Origin of the sequence: Flagellimonas sediminis (genome assembly GCF_010500845.1) — a bacterium.
Lineage (GTDB): Bacteria > Bacteroidota > Bacteroidia > Flavobacteriales > Flavobacteriaceae > Flagellimonas > Flagellimonas sediminis.
The window spans coordinates 13938-34517 of the sequence record NZ_JAAAMI010000014.1; the positions used below are offsets into that span (position 1 = coordinate 13938).

Genomic DNA, 20580 nt, shown 5'->3' on the forward strand with positions numbered 1-20580 from the left:
ATATATAGCAGAATTACCCCAAAGGGGTTGTGGTGGTAATAGTGAAGATAGATGAAGAAGCATTCATCCAGCTTGTTTTGATATCCGTTTGTTTTACTTGCATTATTCAATAATGAGGTGATAAAAGTAGTACATTTGAATACTTCATCAAATCAATGATGAGATTTTTTGCGAAATCTTTACGAATCATCCATATTTTTTAATGAATGAAAATTTTTTCCGCTTCCCAAATCCAAGATGCTGATAAATCTACAATACAAAAACAACAAATTTCCAGTGAGGAGCTTATGGAAAGGGCTGCCACCAAGCTATTTGAGTGGATCCATGCTAGGTTGAGAGGCACTCGAGTAACCCTTAAGCTGTTTTGTGGAATCGGTAACAATGGCGGTGATGGCTTGGTATTGGCCCGGCTTTTACATGAACATGGGTATACCATTCAAGTATATGTGGTCAACTTTAGTGAAAAACGTTCCAAGGATTTCTTATTGAACCTTGAAAGATTGAAGAGCGCAAAACTTTGGCCTGACTTTCTGAACAATGAAAGCGAACTCCCGCCCATCTCACCGGATGATATTGTTATTGATGCCATATTTGGCATTGGATTGAACCGGGCCCCAAACACCTGGGTGGGCAATTTGATCATGCACATTAATAACTCCAGAGCTTTTGTACTTTCTGTGGATATCCCATCCGGTTTGCCTACGGATAAATGCCCATGGAATCCGGATTATGCCATTAGGGCCAGTTATGTGCTTACTTTTCAAGTACCCAAATTAGTCTTCTTTTTGCCAGAAACAGGGGTTTTTGTGAATCAATGGGAGCTATTGGACATTGGTTTGGACCCGGAATATCTACAAACAACCGAAACCGAATTTGAGCTGATTGGTAGGCCAGAAGTGTTACCCTTATATCGCCCACGGCTTAAATTTTCGCATAAGGGAAACTATGGACATGCCATTATCGTTGGTGGAAGTTATGGGAAAATTGGTGCTGTTCAATTGGCGAGTGACGCCTGTTTGAGTTCAGGTAGTGGTTTGGTCACCGCATTTGTGCCACTTTGTGGATATCAAGCTATACAAACCGCATTGCCAGAAGTTATGGTTTTGACCGATGGTGGAGAAAAAATTATTTCCAAGATTTCCTTTCCTTTTGAGCCAACTGTGGTTGGAATTGGAATGGGAATCGGGGTGGATAAAATTACCGCGAACGCTTTTGGTGCTTTGCTGAAATCAATGGAAAAGCCTATGGTCATTGATGCCGATGGATTGAACATTTTGGCCAAACATCCAAAGATGTTGAAAGATATACCCGAATTATCAGTGTTAACGCCTCATCCCAAAGAACTGGAACGATTGGTTGGAAATTGGAGCGACGACTTTGAAAAACTTTCTAAAGTGAAAGCTTTTTCAACCCATTATAATGTAGTTGTCGTGATCAAAGGCGCCCATACCATAACGGTTTATAAGGATAAGGGCTTTGTGAACACTACGGGTAATCCTGGGATGGCTACCGCCGGTAGTGGCGATGTGCTGACGGGTATGATAACGGGCTTAATGGCACAAGGATATACTAGCTTACATGCCGCCATTTTTGGTGTGTACCTGCATGGCTTGGCCGGAGACATAGGAGTTTCCGAAATGGGGTATGAGGCTTTAAAGGCCTCGACAATTATTTCAAATATTGGGAATGCGTTTATGGAGTTGCTCAGACAGCCCGAAGCGGAACCGCAAGAAGAGAACTAATCCTTGGATTTTCCTTTACTGTTCTTCAATCTTTTTTTTACCCAGGCCAAAGCGTTGTCAAACTCAATAAAAAATTCCATGCTCTTTTTGTAGAACAATTTTTCAATCTTGAAGTTATGCATGTCTATTTCCTTCTTGGAAACGATGGCGAAGGCCTTAAGGTTGTCCAATCCTCTTACATAGTTGTAAATGGTAGGATCTACGGCATAGGAATTTTTACGAAGGCTTATATAGCCAAAATCCTTGTCCCTAAAGTGAATTTCCGATATGCCGATGATTTGATAGGCTCTTTCCAGAGTTATGGTGCTGCCTTCATCAAAAGAGGAGACCATGTAGTCATCATAAACCTGTACAGTGCCAATATCCAAGCGGTACTCGCGTACAACAACGGTCTTCTTCGTAGAAGTAAATTTCATTCCCAAGTGTCATTATAGTGTCTCGCTAACGAAAGTAGATGTAAAGGGGAGTGAAGGGAAAAAATCTAGATTAAAAGCGTAAATATCGTTTAAATGGTAATTTAGGTCAAAAAAAAGCTGGCCCATGGGCCAGCTCTATTATGTTGAGGTCATTTTAATTTTCGGTTTCGGTGGATTTTTCGGCCTTTTTTATCCTGATGGTAAGCTCGTCTTTTTGCTCGTCCAGGTCCATAAAGATGCTGTCACCTTCCTCCAGTTTGGAGTTCACGATTTCCTCTGCCAATGTATCCTCTATATATTTCTGGATAGCTCTTTTTAGAGGGCGTGCCCCATACTGCTTGTCGAATCCTTTTTCAGCTATATAATCCTTGGCTTTATCGGAAAGTCTAAGGTCATAACCAATGTCTTTGATCCTTCCATAGAGTTTGTTCAACTCAATATCAATGATCTTGTGGATGTCTTCCCTTTCCAAGGGATTGAACACGACCACATCGTCTATCCTATTTAGGAATTCGGGAGCAAAGGCCTTTTTCAAGGCACTTTCGATCACACTTTTCTGATGGGTATCGGCTTGGGCCTGTTTGGCAGCTGTACCGAATCCGACACCTTGTCCAAAATCCTTCAATTGGCGTGCACCAATGTTGGAGGTCATGATGATAATGGTGTTCCTGAAATCGATCTTGCGACCAAGACTGTCGGTAAGGAAACCGTCATCAAGCACTTGTAGCAACATGTTGAATACGTCTGGGTGGGCTTTCTCGACTTCGTCCAAGAGTATCACAGAATACGGTTTGCGACGTACTTTTTCCGTCAATTGTCCGCCTTCTTCATACCCCACATATCCTGGAGGTGCTCCAACTAATCGGGAGATGGCGAATTTTTCCATGTATTCGCTCATGTCGATGCGGATAAGGGCATCCTCAGAATCAAAAAGTTCCTTGGCCAAAATTTTGGCCAACTGGGTTTTTCCAACCCCGGTCTGACCCAAAAAGATGAATGAACCAATGGGTTTGTTGGGGTCTTTTAAACCGGCCCTGTTTCTTTGGATGGCCTTGGCCACTTTGGCCACTGCTTCATCCTGACCAATCACGAAACCTTTGATCAAATCGGGCAACTTGGCCAATTTGTTGCTTTCGGTCTGGGCTATCCTGTTTACAGGGATGCCGCTCATCATGGAAACCACATCGGCCACGTTGTCCTCGGTTACGGTTTCCCTATGCAATTTGCTTTCTTCTTCCCAACGCTCCTGGGCCGTGGCCAAATCTTTTTCAAGGCGTTTTTCGTCGTCGCGCAACTTGGCGGCTTCTTCGTATTTCTGTTTTTTAACAACGCTGTTCTTCAGTTCACGAACATCTTCCAACTGGCTTTCCAGTTCCAAAATCTGTTTGGGAACGTCCATGTTCACAATGTGCACACGGGAACCCGCTTCGTCCAAGGCATCAATGGCCTTGTCCGGCAAGAATCTGTCCGTCATGTACCTGTTCGTCAATTTTACACATGCCATAATGGCTTCGTCTGTGTAGTAAACGTTGTGGTGATCTTCGTACTTGCCTTTGATGTTCATCAAAATTTCTATGGTTTCCTCAACAGAGGTCGGCTCTACCATAACCTTTTGAAAACGGCGTTCCAAGGCACCATCTTTTTCGATGTATTGTCTGTATTCATCAAGGGTAGTGGCACCTATGCATTGGATTTCTCCCCTTGCCAAGGCAGGTTTGAACATATTTGATGCATCCAGGCTTCCTGTAGCGCCACCGGCTCCCACAATAGTGTGGATCTCATCAATGAAAAGAATGATGTCATCGTTCTTCTCCAACTCGTTCATAACGGCTTTCATACGTTCCTCAAACTGACCGCGGTACTTAGTCCCTGCCACCAAAGAGGCAAGATCCAAGGTAACCACCCGTTTGTTGTAAAGGATTCGTGATACCTTTTTGTTGATGATGCGCAATGCCAAGCCTTCGGCAATGGCACTTTTACCAACACCAGGTTCCCCGATCAACAAAGGGTTGTTCTTTTTCCTTCGGCTCAAAATCTGGGAAACGCGTTCAATCTCTTTCTCGCGGCCCACAACAGGGTCCAATTTGTTTTCCTCGGCCAATTTGGTCAAATCCCTACCGAAGTTGTCCAAAACCGGGGTTTTGGATTTTTTGTTTCCTTTTTGGGCGGAACCGGAGCCAAAAGCACTGTCCTTGCCCTCACCCAAGTCGTCTGGATCCCCAGAAAAGGATTCAGCCTGCGGGGAATCTACATAATCGTCGTCGCTGGTGATCATCGATTTGAATTGTTCTTTTACGTTATCATAGTCCACTTTTAGCTTATGCAGCAATTTGGTAGTGGGATCGTTCTCGTTTCTGAGGATGCAGAGCAAAAGGTGCGCGGTATTGATGGAAGAGCTTTGGAAAAGCTTCGCCTCAAGGAAGGTTGTTTTTAGGGCACGTTCCGCTTGTCGGGTCAGGTGCAGGTTCTTTTTGTCTTTCTGCATTGTGCCCGAATTTGGATTGGCGGGACTCAGGATCTCCACCTTACGGCGAAGGTGTTCCAGGTCCACATCCAGTGCGTCCAATATACTAATGGCCTTGCCATTTCCATCTCTTAAAAGACCCAGCATCAGGTGTTCCGTTCCAATAAAATCGTGGCCCAATCTTAGGGCCTCCTCCTTGCTGTATGCTATAACGTCTTTTACTCTGGGGGAAAAATTGTCGTCCATACGTTTCTTTTTCAGCAATTAAAATTAATAAAAGTATTGTTACCGTGGTCAAATACCGTACCCATATTCGATAAACTAGTTGTAAATGTCGGAATAAAGGGTAATTTTTTACTTGTTTAACAAAGCTTTACCACACAATAGGGGACTTGCTTCAAATGTTGATAATTTTTTTAATAAAGTAAGCGCAAAGCGGTATAAAAGCTGCTATTTTCTGTATATTGCCATGATATTTTAACCACAAAAAACAATAAGATTTTAGCATGGCGGAAGGAGAAAAGTTAATTCCTATCAACATTGAGGATGAGATGAAATCTGCCTACATCGATTACTCGATGTCGGTCATTGTGTCACGTGCCCTGCCAGATGTTCGTGATGGCTTGAAACCAGTGCACCGTAGAGTACTCTTCGGAATGCACGAACTGGGAGTAAGGTCTACAAGTGCCCATAAGAAATCTGCCCGTATCGTTGGGGAGGTTTTGGGTAAATACCACCCACACGGAGATACCTCTGTTTATGATACCATGGTTCGTATGGCCCAGGAATGGAGCCTTAGGTACATGTTGGTTGATGGACAGGGTAATTTTGGTTCCGTGGATGGGGACAGTCCCGCGGCCATGCGTTATACCGAGGCCAGGATGCGGAAGATCGCCGACGAGATGTTGGCAGATATTGACAAGGAAACCGTAGACCATCAGTTCAACTTTGATGATACGTTACAGGAACCAACCGTGTTGCCTACCCGGATCCCGAACCTTTTGGTGAACGGTGCATCTGGGATTGCTGTAGGTATGGCAACCAACATGCCGCCCCACAACCTTTCCGAAGTGGTAGATGGTACCATTACCTATATCGACAATCCTGAGGTCGAGATTGATGAACTGATCAGGCACATCAAAGCCCCCGACTTTCCAACTGGGGGAATAATTTATGGATATGATGGTGTAAAGGAGGCATTCCACACTGGTCGAGGCAGGGTGGTCATGCGTGCCAAGGCTTCGTTTGAGGAAGTTCAAGGAAGGGAATGCATCATTGTGACCGAAATTCCCTATCAGGTAAACAAGGCCGATATGATCAAAAAGACGGCCGATCTGATCAACGAAAAGAAAATAGATGGCATAGCCTCCATCCGTGACGAATCGGATAGGAAAGGGATGCGGATCGTATACATCCTTAAGCGAGATGCCATACCGAATATTGTACTGAACACCCTTTACAAATACACGGCCCTTCAATCCTCTTTTAGTGTAAATAACATTGCCTTGGTCAATGGTAGGCCGCAGTTGTTGAACTTGAAAGAAATCATACACCATTTTGTGGAGCACAGACATGAGGTTGTGGTTCGCAGAACAACTTATGAACTAAGAAAGGCCGAGGAAAGGGAGCACATTCTTCAAGGTTTGATCATTGCCTCGGATAATATCGATGAGGTGATTGCGATCATCCGTGGTTCTTCCAATGTGGACGATGCCCGTAACAATTTAATGGAACGTTTCAAACTATCCGAAATCCAGGCCAAAGCCATTGTAGAGATGCGTTTGCGTCAACTTACTGGTCTTGAGCAAGATAAGCTTCGTGAGGAATATGAGGAATTGTTGAAGACCATTGAAGACTTGAAGGATATCCTTGAAAAGAAAGAGCGCAGGATGCAGATCATCAAGGATGAATTGGCCGAGGTGAAGGAAAAATACGGTGACGAAAGAAGATCTGAGATCAATTATGCCGGGGGCGACCTTAGTATTGAGGATATGATTCCAGATGAACAAGTGGTCATCACCATTTCCCATGCAGGATACATCAAAAGGACCCCATTGACCGAATACAAGACCCAGAATAGGGGAGGTGTAGGTCAGAAGGCATCCTCCACGCGTAACGAAGATTTCTTGGAGCACCTTTTCGTAGGTACCAACCACCAATACATGTTGTTCTTTACCCAAAACGGAAAATGTTTCTGGATGAGGGTCTATGAAATTCCTGAAGGAAGTCGAACTTCCAAAGGAAGAGCCATCCAAAACCTGATCAATATGGAAACGGATGACAAAGTAAAAGCCTTCATCTGTACCCAAGATCTCAAGGATGAGGATTATGTGAACAGTCATTACGTAATCATGGCCACCAAAAAAGGAGTGGTGAAGAAAACTTCTTTGGAGCAGTATTCCCGACCACGACAAAACGGTATCAATGCCATAACCGTAAGGGATGGGGACGAGTTACTTGAAGCTAAACTGACTACAGGTACCAGCCAAATTTTCCTTGGATTGAAATCAGGTAAAGCCATCCGTTTTGAAGAGAGCAAGACACGACCAATGGGTAGAAGTGCTTCCGGAGTTCGTGGTATTACTCTGGCGGATGACAACGATGAGGTAATCGGCATGGTATCTGTGCATAACTTGGAAGACGATATTTTGGTAGTTTCCGAGAATGGTTATGGTAAGCGTTCCAATATGGACGATTATAGGGTCACCAATAGAGGTGGAAAAGGAGTGAAGACCATTTCCATCACCGAAAAGACAGGTGGTCTAGTAGCCATCAAAAATGTAACCGATACCGATGACCTCATGATCATCAACAAATCCGGTATTGCCATTCGTATGAGTGTAGAAGACCTGAGGGTCATGGGGCGTGCCACCCAAGGTGTGCGACTCATCAACCTAAAAGGAGGGGATTCCATCGCAGCTGTTGCAAAGGTCATGAAAGAAGATGAGGCCATGGACGATGCCAGCATCTTGGATATTGAGGTGAAGGGAGAAGATGGCACGGCTATTGAAGGGGAAACCGAAAACAATGAATAATCGATAAACACTAAATAATTATTTTTTTGACATGAAGACTAAAGTTTTGATATTACTTGCCATAGGGATTTCAACGATGGGATTAGCCCAGAAGGACGAGATCAAGGCAGCTGAAAAGGCCATGAAGAGCGGAGATGCTGCAGGTGCGTTGGCTGCACTTCAAGGCGCGGCCTCAACCATAGGTTCCGCTGATGATAAAACTCAGGCACAATATTATGCCGATCTGGGTAATGCCAATTATGATTTGGCACAAAAGGGAGATGCTTCCAAATTTAAGGATGCTTTAGATGCCTACAACAAAGTAATTTCCATTGAAGAAGCCAGCGGAAAGCCTAAGTACACTTCAGTGGCCAAAGAAAAAATGGCCCAAATGACTGCTGATTTAGTGAACGCGGCTGTTGATGATAACAATAATCAGAGATATGCTCAAGCAGCAGATAAGCTGTATATGAGCTATAAGCTTAGCCCACAGGATACCGTTTACCTTTATTACGCAGCAAGTAGTGCGGTGAATGGACAGGAATATGAAAAAGCCCTGGATTATTACAATGAACTTAAGGCTGTAAATTATGATGGTAGTGATGTTACCTTTACGGCGGTGAACATTGAAACGGGCGAAACCGAAACTATGGACAAATCTACGCGTGACCTTTATGTGAAAGCAGGTACGCACAAAGACCCAAAAGAGGAAAAAAGTCCTTCTAAAAAGCCTGAAATCGTTAAAAATATTGCATTGATCTACCAACAGTTGGGAGAAAATGAAAAGGCTTTGGAAGCTTATACCGATGCAAGGGCCGAAAGTCCGGACGACGTGAATTTGGTTTTGGGTGAAGCAAACCTACACTACACGTTAGGAGATAAGGACAAGTTCAAGGAATTGATGGCCGAAGCCTCCAACATGGCTCCTGACAACCCGGATTTGTTGTATAATATTGGGGTGATCAACATGGAGCAAGGTAACTTGGAAGCCGCAAGGGATGCTTATAAAAAAGCACTTGCAGTGGATCCAGGTTATATCAATGCCCTTTTGAACCTTTCAACCACTTACATTAATGAAGGAAACGGCTTGATCGATGAAATGAATTCTTTAGGAACCTCTAAGGCCGATATCGCCAAATACGATCAACTGAAAGAGAAAAAAGATAGTCTTTTTAGGGAAGGCGCCACTGTTTTGGAAGATGCTCTAAAATCCAACCCCGATAACCAAAGTGTTCTTACCCAGTTGAAGAACATATATGGTGCTTTGGGAGATACCGAAAACTTTATGAGGATTAAAAAGTTATTGGGAGAATAATCAAATTTCTTCCAGTAAAAAAGGGACCGATTATCGGTCCCTTTTTTTATATGATCTTTTTAATGACCCTCAATTTGTGGGTGTACAATTTTTCTTCCGTATTGAAGATGCCGGTATGGTCAATACGATCGATCCTTACATGACCGTTCACATGGATGATGTAGTTGTCCTTTAAGATAATGCCCACATGGTCAATGATCCCATCGCTGTTGTCAAAAAAAGCTAGATCGCCAGGTTCACTTTCTTCAATGAAACTAAGGGGCTCCCCTTGTTTGGATTGTGCAGCGGCCGTTCGTTCCAAAGCATAACCATTGATTTTGTATACCATCTGTGTCAATCCAGAAGCATCTATTCCGAATGGAGTTTTACCTCCTGGAAGATAAGGGGCCTTTAAATAAAAAAAAGCGGTGTCTACCAAACTTTCCTTGCTTTTCCGACCTTCGCAGATATGCCCTTCAAATGTATGGTTTAAAATGGAGGATGTTTCGGTCATGGACCCGAGTAAAATGGGTAGCAACATGCCATCCGCAGTACAGATATGGGAAATGACGTCCGAAGAAATCTTTGGGGATGTATTTTGGTCTAAACCCTCGTAAATTTCTTCGGAAACCAAAATAATTTGGTTGTTGGCGACCCAACCTTCAAAACTATCAACCCCTCCTCGAATCCTGCTCCATTTTTTTCGACTCTCCAGAACCTTGAAATGCTCCCCGTAAAGTAACTGGGAAATCATTTCTGTACCATCATCCGGATTTGTTCTAATGGGAACAATGCTCAGCGGGCAAATTCCATATTGCATGTATACTTAATTGAATCTCTAATTCCTTTTCAGGACAATAGCCGAGGCACCTCCACCGCCATTGCAAATGGCCGCAGCTCCCAAAGTTGCATTGTTCTGTTCCAATATGTTCAGTAACGTAACGGTGATCCTGGCACCTGAGCACCCAAGGGGATGGCCCAAGGACACGGCCCCACCGTTCACATTGACTTTGGAATCGTCCAAACCAAGGATTTTCATGTTGGCCAAACCAACTACGGAGAAGGCCTCGTTGAACTCAAAATAATCAACATCTTGTAAAGAAACACCTGCGCGGTCCAAGGCTTTTGGTAACGCTTTGGCAGGGGCTGTGGTAAACCATTCCGGTTCTTGCGCGGCATCCGCATATCCGACAATGGTGGCCAGAGGCTTCAAGCCTAGTTCGGCCGCCTTTTCCTCACTCATTAAAACCACCGCGGCCGCACCATCGTTGATAGTGGATGCGTTCGCAGCCGTTACCGTTCCTTCCTTGGTAAAGGCAGGACGCAACGTTGGTATTTTGTCCAAATTTACATTGGTGTATTCTTCATCCTGGGTGACCAAAATTGGCTCGCCCCTACGCTGAGGCACCTCAACAGGAACCACCTCATTATCAAATTTTCCGTTTTTCCAGGCTTCGGCCGACCGTGTATAGGATTGAACAGCAAAGGCATCTTGATCTTCCCTACTAAAATTGTACTTAACGGCACAGGCATCGGCACAGACCCCCATTGCATTTTCATCATAGGCATCAACAAGTCCGTCTTTTTGCATGCCGTCCAACAAAGTTGACGGGCCAAACCTAGTGCTGTTTCGCAGATAAGCATAATGGGGAATTAGGCTCATATTTTCCATGCCTCCGGCCACCACGATAGAGTTTTCACCTAAACCGATGGATTGTGCACCTTGCATAATGGCCTTCATCCCTGAAGAGCAGACCTTGTTCACAGTGGTGCAGGGCACCGTATTGGGTATTCCCGCAAAAATGGCGGCTTGTCTTGCAGGGGCCTGCCCAGTACCGGCCTGGACCACATTTCCCATAAGGACTTCCTCAACCAATCCGGGTTTTAGGCCAATTTTGTCAAGGGCTCCTTTTATGGCCACTGCGCCCAATTTGGGGGCAGGAATGGTGGAAAGGGCACCCATAAAACTCCCTATTGGGGTTCTGGCGGCCGCTACGATCACAACTTTTTTCATATGTGCATTTTTCTCCTGCGAAAATACTAAATTTAAATGCAAAGCTCGAAAATAGCCATTACGCCAGTTCTTATTAATATTTTCTATTTTTGATGTCAACAGTAATACGGAATGGGAAAAACTTTGGATAACGTATACAGGCACCAATCTTTGGTGTACAAGTATTTTCTCTATGTGGTTTCCGTTGCCCTGATCGTTTTCTTTTTTCCGAAGGGAGGAAAGTTCAAATACGAGTTCCAAAAAGGAAAACCTTGGCAATATGAGAATTTATATGCCCCCATCGATTTTTCCATTAAAAAATCCCAGGAAGAAATAGCGGAGGAACAACAATCTATCCGTAATGGCAAAACCGATTATTATACATTTGATAGTGGAATGGTTTCAGAAGTGGGGCTAACCATTGAAAATGAATTGACTACGTTCTTTCAGTCAGAATCATATACCTCCCAACAAAAGCGGATTTTATCTCAAACAGCGCAGGATATTCTGGCTGAGGTTTATGAAACGGGTATTTTTTCAGATAGGCCCGAATCCAAATCCGTGATCATCGTCAAGAACAATGAGGCGTTGCCTGTTTCGCCCAACAAGTTTTTGCTTGTTGAAACCGCAAAGCAATTGGTTGGCGAGCGATTTTCTGCCTTAAGAATGGCAGGCATTGCCCCGGTCATTGGAATAGTTCGGAACAATCTTAAATCCAATCTTTTGTATGATGAGGATTTGACCCAAAGTGCCTTGAATGATGAACTGTCCAAAATATCATACACCCGTGGCGAGGTGGCCCAGGGCAAATTGATCATTGCCAAAGGTGAAATTGTAGAGGCAGAGGATTTTAAGGTGTTGAATTCCTTGAAGGATGAATATGAATCGGAACTTTGGCTGGGAAACAATTATTACTTTATCCTGTTGGGATATACCATTTTGGTGGCCCTTGTATTGATCATGCTTTTCCTATTTTTAAAAAGGTACCGAATCGATATTTACAGGAACAACAACAAGGTCACCTTTATATTTTTCAATATATTGTTGATGGTGCTGGCCACCACGTTGATGGTAAAGCATTATGAGGATTATATTTATGTGGTCCCCCTCTGTATTTTACCCTTGATCCTAAAAAACTTTTTTGATGCCAGATTGGGCCTGTTTGCCCATGTGCTTACGGTTTTGATCTTAGGGTTTGTTGTGCCAAACAGTTTTGAATATATCTTTTTACAGATCATTGCAGGAATTGTGACCATTTTAACGGCTTCTGAGCTATATAAAAGGGCCAATCTCTTCATTTCGGTAGGACAGATTACGTTGATCTATATTATTGGCTATTTTGCCTTCCATGCTATCCATGAAGGGAACCTTGAAAATATTGAATGGATCCTTTTTGGTGTTTTTGTATTGAATGGACTGTTGACCCTTTTTGCACAGCCTTTGATCTATATTTTCGAAAAGATGTTCGGCCTTGTTTCCGATGTTTCCCTGTTGGAATTGTCCGACACCAATTCCAAATTGTTGAAGGAGCTATCGGACAAGGCACCGGGTACCTTTCACCATTCCTTGCAAGTGGCCAACTTGGCCGAGGCGGCAGCCAACGAAATCGGGGCCAATGCCATGTTGGTCAGGGTGGGAGCCCTTTACCATGATGTAGGGAAGATGGAGCATCCCACATATTTCACGGAAAACCAGATAACCAGCGTAAACCCGCATGATGATCTACCGCCAAAGGAAAGTGCCAAGATTATTATTGAGCATGTGATCAATGGGGTCGAAACTGCTAGAAAGTACAATATTCCTGATCGCATCATCGATTTTATTAGAACGCACCACGGTACCACATTGGTCTATTATTTTTTCAAAAAGCAACAAGAATTGGATGCTGAAGCGGATGAGGAGGATTTCAGGTATCCGGGGCCTATACCATTTTCTAGGGAGACAGCGATTTTGATGATGTCGGACGCCGTTGAGGCAGCATCCAAGAGCTTGAAGAACCCGACATTTCCCATTATTGATGAGTTTGTGGAAAAGATCGTGAAAGGTCAAATGCAGGCCAATCAGTTTTTAAATGCCAATATTACCCTCAAAGAAATAGAAATGGTGAAGAAAGTATTGAAGCAAAAGTTGACCAACATCTATCATTTGCGGGTGGAATATCCTGAATAACGGATACTTAAAAACTATTGCTCCAAAAAAATGGAAAAATAGTTGCGATCTTACTTTTGAAAAGGTACATTTGCATCCGCATTTTCAGAATGCACGTTCATAAAAAGAAATTAGGAGAGGTGCCGGAGTGGTAACGGAGCAGATTGCTAATCTGTCATCGGGTAACCGATGCCTGGGTTCGAGTCCCAGTCTCTCCGCTTTTCTATAATATAGTTCGGGGTGTAGCGTAGCCCGGTTATCGCGCCTGCTTTGGGAGCAGGAGGCCGCAGGTTCGAATCCTGCCACCCCGACGAACCACTAAATAGGTGGTATTAAAGCACTGTTAATCGACTGATTGACAGTGCTTTTTGTTTTTTATGCATTCATCTGATATCAAATAAAACCATATAAAAGGTGTAGAGTTCGGTGAATGGTTCGGTACGTTTCTTGTGCATAATTTAGCTTCAGTTTGACGCTGTTTATGGGTGTTTTACAAACCAGTTTTGTCAAACCCAAAAATTATGTATTATGCGCAATTCCAACACTTTAAAGGTTCTAATCTTCACTAGGGACATTTCCAACAACCCTGAAAAATTGACCATTTATGCCCGTATCACCGTCAATGGAAAACGTGCCGAGATAAGTTTGAAACGTTATGTTTCGGTGAATGAATGGGATGAAAATAAGGGAAGACTCCATGGACTTACCCACAAGGCCCGTTTATTGAACAGCTATCTTGATGAGGTGTATGGAGAGATCATGGATACCCATAAACAGTTGTTGCGTGAGGACAAGATTATAACCTCACAGGCCATCAAGGCCCGTTATCTGGGACAGGATGAAGAGCACAAGACCCTTATGGAGCTTATCAAGTATCATTACGAATCACAAAAGAGTAAACTTCGCCCGGGAACCATGAAGAACTATTATGGTACAGAAAAATATCTCAAAAGGTTTTTGGAGCATACCCGTAGACTTCAAGACATCAACTTAAAGCGATTGAACTATAAGTTCATTACTGATTTTGAGAACTATTTGATAAATGGGCCTGATCTGCAAAAGGGAAAGAAGTGTACCAATAATGGGGCCATGAAACATTTGGAGCGGTTAAGGAAAATGGTAAACCTTGCCGTGAGGTTGGAATGGTTGGACAAAGACCCGTTTGTAAACTATAAAAAACATTATAAGAAGAGTGAACGCTCTTTTTTGACCGAAAGGGAACTCAGGCTCATTGAGGAAACAACATTTTCAGGAAGTGGGTATGAGAGGGTCAAGGACACTTTTCTTTTTTCATGTTATACAGGATTGGCCTATGGAGATGTAAAAGCACTGGATATTGATCATATGCGGTTCGGTATAGATGGGAACCTTTGGATCCATACGAAAAGGGAAAAAACTGATGAAGCGGTCAAGGTTCCCTTGCTTCCCAAAGCAAAACAAATCTTGGATAAATATAAAAACTGCAATGAAAGATTGGTGCACGGAAAGTTGTTACCTGTATTAAGCAATCAAAAGACCAACAGTTATTTAAAGGAGATTACAAAGGCTTGTGGAATCTATAAGAATATTTCTTTCCATACTGCCAGGCACACTTTTGCCACAACGGTAACACTCTCCAATGGTGTTCCAATTGAAACCGTTTCCAAAATGCTAGGTCATACCAAATTGACCACTACCCAAATTTATGCAAGGGTTTTGGAAAGAAAAGTTGGTGATGATATGCGAATGTTAATGGAAAGGATGGAAGGTAAATAAAGCATCTTTTTTTTGAACTTTATTCTGTTTCGTGTTGCTCAATGTTTCTCATTGAGATTAGGCCTTTAATTCCGAATGCCATAACAATATGTCCTAAAAGTATAACATATCTACTATCCAACACAAACGACCCTATTCCTATCATGATTACTCCTAAAATTGTTATTATAGACCATATTGTCCGTTCTCTAATGAACTTTCCAGCATGCATTGCCAATCCAAGGTAAAACAAAGCTGGTCCTATGGTCATAAATGGAATACTGATCGAAGGATTACTCATTATTTGATTTGTCAAATTTTTCATCCCTTCATAGTCAGTCCCGTAACTCCACCAAAGAAAATCTATAACTGCCTGCCCCATAAGGGCTATGATTCCTAATGTAGTAATCACTGCGGCTGTACTGTTGAAAATGCCTTTTGAAAAAATATAGTTTAGGGATAGACTTAAGAGGATACCCAGAAGCAATAACCAATGTGCATAGTCAATCGGTTTTTGGGTTTGGATAAATTGATTTCCCTGAAGAACCATTATTTGGTTTAGGATTAAAAATACTAATCCGGTTATGGCATAAATCTTCAGTTTCATTGAGTTTTACTTTGGAAGTTAAACCTATTTATTGGCTTATTGGAAATCGTTTATTTGAACTTATTCAATTATCATTCGTTAGTTGTTGATTCTTGCACATATCCATGTAGCTTCCAGAATAGATTTATTTTGAACATAAGCAATTCCAGATTGCTTAATCAGCCTGTTGCTTATCCTTATGTTTTTGATAACATATTTAACTACCTCATCATATTTTGCGCCATTAAAGAACCTAACATTTTCCATGCTAACAAGTCCAAAAAAACCGTCTGCCAAGCCTGCTTTCTTTATTCCCGCACCACCACATTGTGCCATTGACTCAATAATGATCATTCCAGGAACAAAATTGAATTCGGGAAAACTTCCAGTCAACATTTGATTATTTTTCTTATCGAATTTTTTTGTGCCCACAACTTCCTTATCATTGGAAACAAGAATATTGTCCACAAATAAAAAAGGGGAGCGATGGGGTATCAATTTATGAATGTCTGTTTCCATTTTTGAGTTTTAAAGAAGAATTGTACATGAGTTGTAGAAGTTGCTTCCCTAAAGATATGATTTTTATGAAATTAGGGTGCTCCGATAAGTTTTACAGAAACAAAAAGTTCAATTGAATAGAATCGGTTAATTACTTTAAGCTTATTTGGGACTTATTTTTCCGCATCATTTTAAAGTTAAGGCCTATTATCCAACCTAGAACTAAAGCAAAGGTCAGTTTCTGCAATAAGGGTAAAAACAGTATGAACTGTTGGCTGTAATAAATGTAATTGTTCAGTCCCAATAAAGCAATGCAGATAATACCCCCTATTTTATAATTGGTCATATTACTCTGGTATATTTCCCAGATTATCCCCAAAACAACAAGCACTCCGAAGATACTTGAAAGTGTTGTCATTAAATCATGGAATTCAGTAAACATTAGAAACGCTGATACCATGGATAAAATTCCAAATATCAGAATGATAATTTTCCAAATGGGGTTTTTTGTAAAATTTCCAGCAAACTGAATGAAGAATAGCATAAGACTTAAGCAAAGAACGAACATGGCTGCAATGGCAAAAGGTCTTGCTGGGTTTATCATATTATTCATTGCCCGTTCATTCATTAGGTTGCACCAATAATTGTTGACCCAATCAAACCCAACACTTTCCAAATTTACCTGTGAACCTCCTGGGTATAAAAAAGATGAATAAACAAATAGACCGATAAAGAGAATTATTCCAATCGTAGGAAGGAACCCAATCAACCTTATGTTTCTTTGTTCTTTCATCACTAAATAATAGTAGTCATTCTTCATTTTAACCAGTTATCCCTTCGATATAACAACCTTTTTTTTGATTAACATGTCATTTTCCATACTCTCCAGAATATATTCCGCAACACTTTGCCTACTTATCAAAAGATTTGGCTTAGGCACATTGTCAAAAGTCTCCAAGATGTTTTCTTCTCTATTTGAGTTGTATAGTCCGACTGGACGAACAATTGTCCACTCCAAGTTCGATTCCAATACTATTTTCTCTTGCCTTGCATGATCTTTATATGCAACACCTATATTGCTATTATCTATAAACCATTTGAACCATTTGGGAATTTCTTTTTTGGTTTCAGAAACTCCCCAAGCTGAACAAACTGTAATTCGATTGACATTCTGTTTTATAGCTATTGGGACTAAGGTAGTCATCACATCGGAAAGAAATGTGCTTGGTGTTCTCAAAGGCGACCAAGGAAAATCAGATTTTCTTGAAATATTTAAAACACTGATAACGCCTTCGCATCCAGATATTGCCTTCATCAAATCAGCTTTATTAGTTGGATTTCCTTCAAAGATTGACAATCCATCATTTCTTTCAATCCGTTTTGTTTTACGAGCAAGACAATTTACCTGATAACCTTTATCAAGAGCCCTTTTCAACACCAATTTACCAGTTCTCCCTGTTGCACCAAGTAATAGGATTTTCATCGTTTATTTGAACTTTAAGATATGTTATTTGATTTAATCCCGTAGATTTTCATCCCTGATTTCCATTAATTGATCAAAGTTGGGGTACTTCCTTTCTTTTGGCGTGTTCACCTCTTTTAAAAGTGATTCCCTAAAATCATTATTATCAAGCTTTTTCAATACTTCATCATTATCAATATATTCCATCTGGATTCTATATCGTCTAAAAAATTCTTTCTCATGTTCCTTTGGCACCAAACCTTTATAGTAATCCAACAGTCTGTGGTTTTCTAGGGGTTCATAAAAAACAAAACCATCAAAAACATCTTCATATTTTAAGTTGTCGGTGTTACCCTTCCACATATCAAAACCATCATTTCCAAAGACTGTTTCATGCAGATCAAACCCCATATTTCGGATGTTCTCTGATTTGAATGATGCATCCCATTTACCATCTTGGATGAGTCCATAGACAAACCCATTCCCATTGGATGTGAAAATTGGCCTGTTGGTCAAGATACTCGCCAATCGCTCCCCAAAATAATCTTGAAGATACTTACCTGCATTTTTGACGGTTTCTCCATTACTGGTCACCATATTGATTTTAAAAGCATGCCTGTAGTTAAGAATGATCAGGGCTTTATTGTTGCCCTTGGAACTGATCCTTTTATAGGTATTGATGATGTTCCGTGCAATCAAACTATCCCGTGGTTCTAATTCAAATTCTTGTTCCTTGTCATAGTCCTCAACATTGTTCACTTTTTGCCAATCAAATTCAACATCGGATGGGTAGTAGTGAATTTGATTGTCCGAGAGATTGTTGATGTCATAGATTGTTTTCAAAAGGAAGTGGTAATTGTAACGATCCCAAATGACCCAAAAGGAAGCATCCCGCTGAAACTGACTTAATCTCTTGTCTACAATCACACTATCCAATCCTTTAGTCTTAAGGAACTGGGTGATTTCAGGTTGTAGATTGATGAGCCCAATCTCTGTAAATAGGTTCTTTATATTTTTTTGAAAGCGTTCATCAGATAGGATTTCTTTGACCAATTCATATTGGGTGAATTCACTGTGGTCCCTTTCACATAGAATCACAATGTCATGGTCATCAAATTTCTGAAGTATGTAATCCTTTGCAGATGTCTTATCTATATGATTTAAAAAGTTAACATAAGGTTCTATTACTGGGTTTTGAGCAAACCCTTGAATTGATATTATAAATGAAACAAGACAAAAGAGGAATCTCATTATATCTAATCGTTTATTTAAACTTTTTGACTACTCGGTTTGATTATAGACTTTTTACCTACTATGCAGAGATAGTCGCCCTCATCATTTTCATAGGATTCCATGATTTTAAAAACTTCCCCATTATCAATGTCCGCTCTTAATTTTGACAATCCCATTTTCACTTCCATTTGATTTGCCAATGACGAAAATGAGGAAATTCCATTTCTTATTTGATCATCAAAATAATATTCAGGGTTATGCTTTCCACTGTACAGAAATTTATCTTGAAGATTGGGTTGGATAAAATACTTTTCTGTTTCGATGATTTCAATACCACATTTTTTAACGATATTTTCCATCTGCGAAAGACTTGGCATTTGTGCAATCGCATCATCCAACATTCTTGGAAAATAATGATTAAGCCAATATCCTTTCATTTGTTCTGGTGTTGATGTGAAAATCACGATTCTACCATTGACCTTGAGTACCCTACAAATTTCATGAAAGGCCTTATTTAAATCAGTCCAATGGTGAATGGTCAGACATCCAACGATTCCATCAATCGAACTGTTTGCGAGTTGAATGCTTTCAGCAGTAGCTTTTTTCCAATCAATGTTTTTATTTTTCAATCTTGCCTTTTCAAGCATTGCATGGGAGGGATCGATACCAATGAATTGATAGCCTTCTTTTTGGAATTCAATTGTATAATTTCCTGTTCCACACCCAATATCCAAATAATGGCCCTCCAATGTTGGCCGTAAATGTTTTAGAAAAGTTGCAACTAATAATGGGTCGGCCTTTCTTGTGACATTGTAGTTAACTCCTATTTTATCATATTTGGCCTCCACCCTATATTGAACTTTTAGTTTGCCATTATGATTTTGAACTTCTCAACAAGGGTCTCGACTTCTTGCCAACTTGAATTATTGGTCAAAATTATAAAACAAGAATCACGAGAAATATCTCTGTATATATAGGTTCCAAATCCGACCCAACCACCACCATGATAGACAATTTTAATCCTAGGATTTTTATTGTCCAAGAACCATCCAAAACCGTACTCAAACGCTTCCCCGTTGTTCAACTTGCCAGCTGTAAAAACCCTTTCAAGAGTAGCTGCCGTAACAAGTTCATCCGTATGAAGAATCCTATCCCACCTCAAAAGATCTTCTAATGTAGAGTACACTCCTCCGTCTCCTTTGGCAAAATTTAGAAAATGAGTATCATTTAATATTCGTTCTCCATTTTCATCTGAAAAACCAAAAACCCGTAACGGCATTTTGGGGTCTTGACCGTCAACGAATTTATAGACAGATGTATTGGTCATTCCGGCAGGCTCAAAAATTCTTTCTTTCAAAAATACTTCAAACGGCTTTCCAGAAACGCGCTCAACTATTGTCGCCAATAAAACATACCCTGTATTACTATATTCCCATTTTTGTCCAGGTTCAAAATGAATTTCAGGCGTTTTCTCAATCATCATTTGAACTATATCCTCATTACCGGAAATATACCTAGCGGGGTCATTCTCTTCAAGTTCAGGCTTCCAATGGTTTATCATAAGATCTAAGTAGTCCGGTAAACCCGAAGTATGCTGCAAAAGGTGTTCTACTGTAATTCCAATATATGGAAGTTCCGGTATAACATCCTGAATGTTTTGGTCATATGAAAGTACTCCATCTTCTTCAAGTATGGCAACCGCCATCGCGGTAAATTGTTTGCTGACCGACCCGAGTCTAAAAATAGAACCAATTTTTAAGGAATCGCCATTATTGATATTTGCCAATCCAAAAGCTTTTTTTAAGTTGATCTCTCCTTTTTCGAATACGAGTACATTGCCATTAAAGCCACCATTCTCGATTTGGTTAAACAATGCTTCATCGTAGCTCAGGTTATTGGTTTTACAAGCCATTAGGCCCATAAAAATAAAGCCTATGGTAATGTGGCATTTCTTCATCATATCTTTTGTTTTATACTTTGTGAGCAATCGTTTATT

Annotated in this window: 16 protein-coding genes and 2 tRNA genes; 7 read left to right on the forward strand and 11 right to left on the reverse strand. The window is 41.1% G+C overall.

All coding sequences use genetic code 11. From position 1 onward, the window contains the following. Window positions 1-206: 206 nt before the first annotated feature. The gene (locus GTK07_RS18130; RefSeq protein ID WP_163636541.1) at window positions 207-1742 is read left to right on the forward strand and encodes an NAD(P)H-hydrate dehydratase; all 1536 of its coding nucleotides are present in this window, start codon (window positions 207-209) and stop codon (window positions 1740-1742) included. On the opposite strand, the gene GTK07_RS18135 is transcribed toward GTK07_RS18130, so the two are convergent. Next, on the reverse strand, window positions 1739-2158 hold the full coding sequence (locus GTK07_RS18135) for an STAS/SEC14 domain-containing protein (RefSeq protein ID WP_163636542.1): 420 nt from the start codon (window positions 2156-2158) through the stop codon (window positions 1739-1741). The genes GTK07_RS18130 and GTK07_RS18135 overlap by 4 nt on opposite strands. Before the next feature lie 154 nt (window positions 2159-2312). Continuing rightward, the gene (locus GTK07_RS18140) at window positions 2313-4868 is read right to left on the reverse strand and encodes an ATP-dependent Clp protease ATP-binding subunit (protein ID WP_163636543.1); all 2556 of its coding nucleotides are present in this window, start codon (window positions 4866-4868) and stop codon (window positions 2313-2315) included. Window positions 4869-5128: 260 nt separating this feature from the next. Between GTK07_RS18140 and gyrA the strand changes: the two genes are divergently transcribed. Further along, entirely contained in the window at window positions 5129-7657 is a 2529-nt protein-coding gene (gene gyrA / locus GTK07_RS18145; RefSeq protein WP_163636544.1) for a DNA gyrase subunit A, read from the forward strand. A gap of 31 nt (window positions 7658-7688) precedes the next feature. Further along, a complete protein-coding gene (locus GTK07_RS18150) occupies window positions 7689-8951 on the forward strand; it encodes a tetratricopeptide repeat protein (protein WP_163636545.1) in 1263 nt (420 codons plus the stop codon). A 46-nt stretch (window positions 8952-8997) separates the two neighbouring features. On the opposite strand, the gene GTK07_RS18155 is transcribed toward GTK07_RS18150, so the two are convergent. Both GTK07_RS18155 and GTK07_RS18160 read right to left on the reverse strand, forming a co-directional pair. Further along, window positions 8998-9750: a C40 family peptidase gene (locus GTK07_RS18155; protein WP_163636546.1), complete on the reverse strand. Its 753-nt coding sequence runs from the start codon at window positions 9748-9750 to the stop codon at window positions 8998-9000. An 18-nt stretch (window positions 9751-9768) separates the two neighbouring features. Beyond that, a complete protein-coding gene (locus GTK07_RS18160) occupies window positions 9769-10944 on the reverse strand; it encodes an acetyl-CoA C-acyltransferase (protein ID WP_163636547.1) in 1176 nt (391 codons plus the stop codon). 111 nt (window positions 10945-11055) lie between these two features. Between GTK07_RS18160 and GTK07_RS18165 the strand changes: the two genes are divergently transcribed. From GTK07_RS18165 to GTK07_RS18180, 4 genes are all read left to right on the forward strand, one after another. Beyond that, window positions 11056-13092, forward strand: a complete 2037-nt coding sequence (locus GTK07_RS18165) for an HD family phosphohydrolase (protein WP_163636548.1) — start codon at window positions 11056-11058, stop codon at window positions 13090-13092. Between the two features lie 113 nt (window positions 13093-13205). After that, window positions 13206-13289 (forward strand) — tRNA-Ser (locus GTK07_RS18170). Window positions 13290-13307: 18 nt separating this feature from the next. Continuing rightward, window positions 13308-13382 (forward strand) — tRNA-Pro (locus GTK07_RS18175). A gap of 217 nt (window positions 13383-13599) precedes the next feature. Then, on the forward strand, window positions 13600-14826 hold the full coding sequence (locus GTK07_RS18180; RefSeq protein ID WP_119647179.1) for a site-specific integrase: 1227 nt from the start codon (window positions 13600-13602) through the stop codon (window positions 14824-14826). A gap of 19 nt (window positions 14827-14845) precedes the next feature. Here the strand turns inward: GTK07_RS18180 and GTK07_RS18185 are convergent, their stop codons facing one another. The 7 genes from GTK07_RS18185 to GTK07_RS18215 all read right to left on the reverse strand — a co-directional run bounded on the left by GTK07_RS18185 (window position 14846) and on the right by GTK07_RS18215 (window position 20544). Continuing rightward, a complete protein-coding gene (locus GTK07_RS18185; RefSeq protein ID WP_127137551.1) occupies window positions 14846-15412 on the reverse strand; it encodes a hypothetical protein in 567 nt (188 codons plus the stop codon). 78 nt (window positions 15413-15490) lie between these two features. After that, the gene (locus GTK07_RS18190; RefSeq protein WP_163636549.1) at window positions 15491-15910 is read right to left on the reverse strand and encodes a 3-hydroxyacyl-ACP dehydratase FabZ family protein; all 420 of its coding nucleotides are present in this window, start codon (window positions 15908-15910) and stop codon (window positions 15491-15493) included. Between the two features lie 130 nt (window positions 15911-16040). Further along, window positions 16041-16709 carry a hypothetical protein gene (locus tag GTK07_RS18195; protein WP_147378238.1) on the reverse strand — a complete coding sequence of 223 codons (669 nt, stop codon included), beginning with the start codon at window positions 16707-16709 and terminating at the stop codon, window positions 16041-16043. 9 nt (window positions 16710-16718) lie between these two features. Further along, the gene (locus GTK07_RS18200) at window positions 16719-17372 is read right to left on the reverse strand and encodes an NAD(P)-dependent oxidoreductase (RefSeq protein ID WP_119646748.1); all 654 of its coding nucleotides are present in this window, start codon (window positions 17370-17372) and stop codon (window positions 16719-16721) included. 33 nt (window positions 17373-17405) lie between these two features. Beyond that, entirely contained in the window at window positions 17406-18449 is a 1044-nt protein-coding gene (locus GTK07_RS18205; protein ID WP_119646746.1) for a hypothetical protein, read from the reverse strand. 170 nt (window positions 18450-18619) lie between these two features. Next, on the reverse strand, window positions 18620-19432 hold the full coding sequence (locus GTK07_RS18210; RefSeq protein ID WP_119646744.1) for a class I SAM-dependent methyltransferase: 813 nt from the start codon (window positions 19430-19432) through the stop codon (window positions 18620-18622). 14 nt (window positions 19433-19446) lie between these two features. Beyond that, complete coding sequence (locus GTK07_RS18215) at window positions 19447-20544, reverse strand: serine hydrolase domain-containing protein (protein WP_127137554.1); 1098 nt, start codon at window positions 20542-20544, stop codon at window positions 19447-19449. Between the last annotated feature and the right edge of the window lie 36 nt (window positions 20545-20580).

What these genes read in the sequence shown, in the direction of transcription:
- GTK07_RS18130 (WP_163636541.1), top strand. Translation starts at nt 207, where the DNA reads ATGAAAATTTTTTCCGCTTCCCAAATCCAAGATGCTGATAAATCTACA.
- GTK07_RS18135 (WP_163636542.1), bottom strand. Translation starts at nt 2,158, where the DNA reads ATGAAATTTACTTCTACGAAGAAGACCGTTGTTGTACGCGAGTACCGC.
- GTK07_RS18140 (WP_163636543.1), bottom strand. Translation starts at nt 4,868, where the DNA reads ATGGACGACAATTTTTCCCCCAGAGTAAAAGACGTTATAGCATACAGC.
- gyrA (WP_163636544.1), top strand. Translation starts at nt 5,129, where the DNA reads ATGGCGGAAGGAGAAAAGTTAATTCCTATCAACATTGAGGATGAGATG.
- GTK07_RS18150 (WP_163636545.1), top strand. Translation starts at nt 7,689, where the DNA reads ATGAAGACTAAAGTTTTGATATTACTTGCCATAGGGATTTCAACGATG.
- GTK07_RS18155 (WP_163636546.1), bottom strand. Translation starts at nt 9,750, where the DNA reads ATGCAATATGGAATTTGCCCGCTGAGCATTGTTCCCATTAGAACAAAT.
- GTK07_RS18160 (WP_163636547.1), bottom strand. Translation starts at nt 10,944, where the DNA reads ATGAAAAAAGTTGTGATCGTAGCGGCCGCCAGAACCCCAATAGGGAGT.
- GTK07_RS18165 (WP_163636548.1), top strand. Translation starts at nt 11,056, where the DNA reads ATGGGAAAAACTTTGGATAACGTATACAGGCACCAATCTTTGGTGTAC.
- GTK07_RS18180 (WP_119647179.1), top strand. Translation starts at nt 13,600, where the DNA reads ATGCGCAATTCCAACACTTTAAAGGTTCTAATCTTCACTAGGGACATT.
- GTK07_RS18185 (WP_127137551.1), bottom strand. Translation starts at nt 15,412, where the DNA reads ATGAAACTGAAGATTTATGCCATAACCGGATTAGTATTTTTAATCCTA.
- GTK07_RS18190 (WP_163636549.1), bottom strand. Translation starts at nt 15,910, where the DNA reads ATGGAAACAGACATTCATAAATTGATACCCCATCGCTCCCCTTTTTTA.
- GTK07_RS18195 (WP_147378238.1), bottom strand. Translation starts at nt 16,709, where the DNA reads ATGAAGAATGACTACTATTATTTAGTGATGAAAGAACAAAGAAACATA.
- GTK07_RS18200 (WP_119646748.1), bottom strand. Translation starts at nt 17,372, where the DNA reads ATGAAAATCCTATTACTTGGTGCAACAGGGAGAACTGGTAAATTGGTG.
- GTK07_RS18215 (WP_127137554.1), bottom strand. Translation starts at nt 20,544, where the DNA reads ATGATGAAGAAATGCCACATTACCATAGGCTTTATTTTTATGGGCCTA.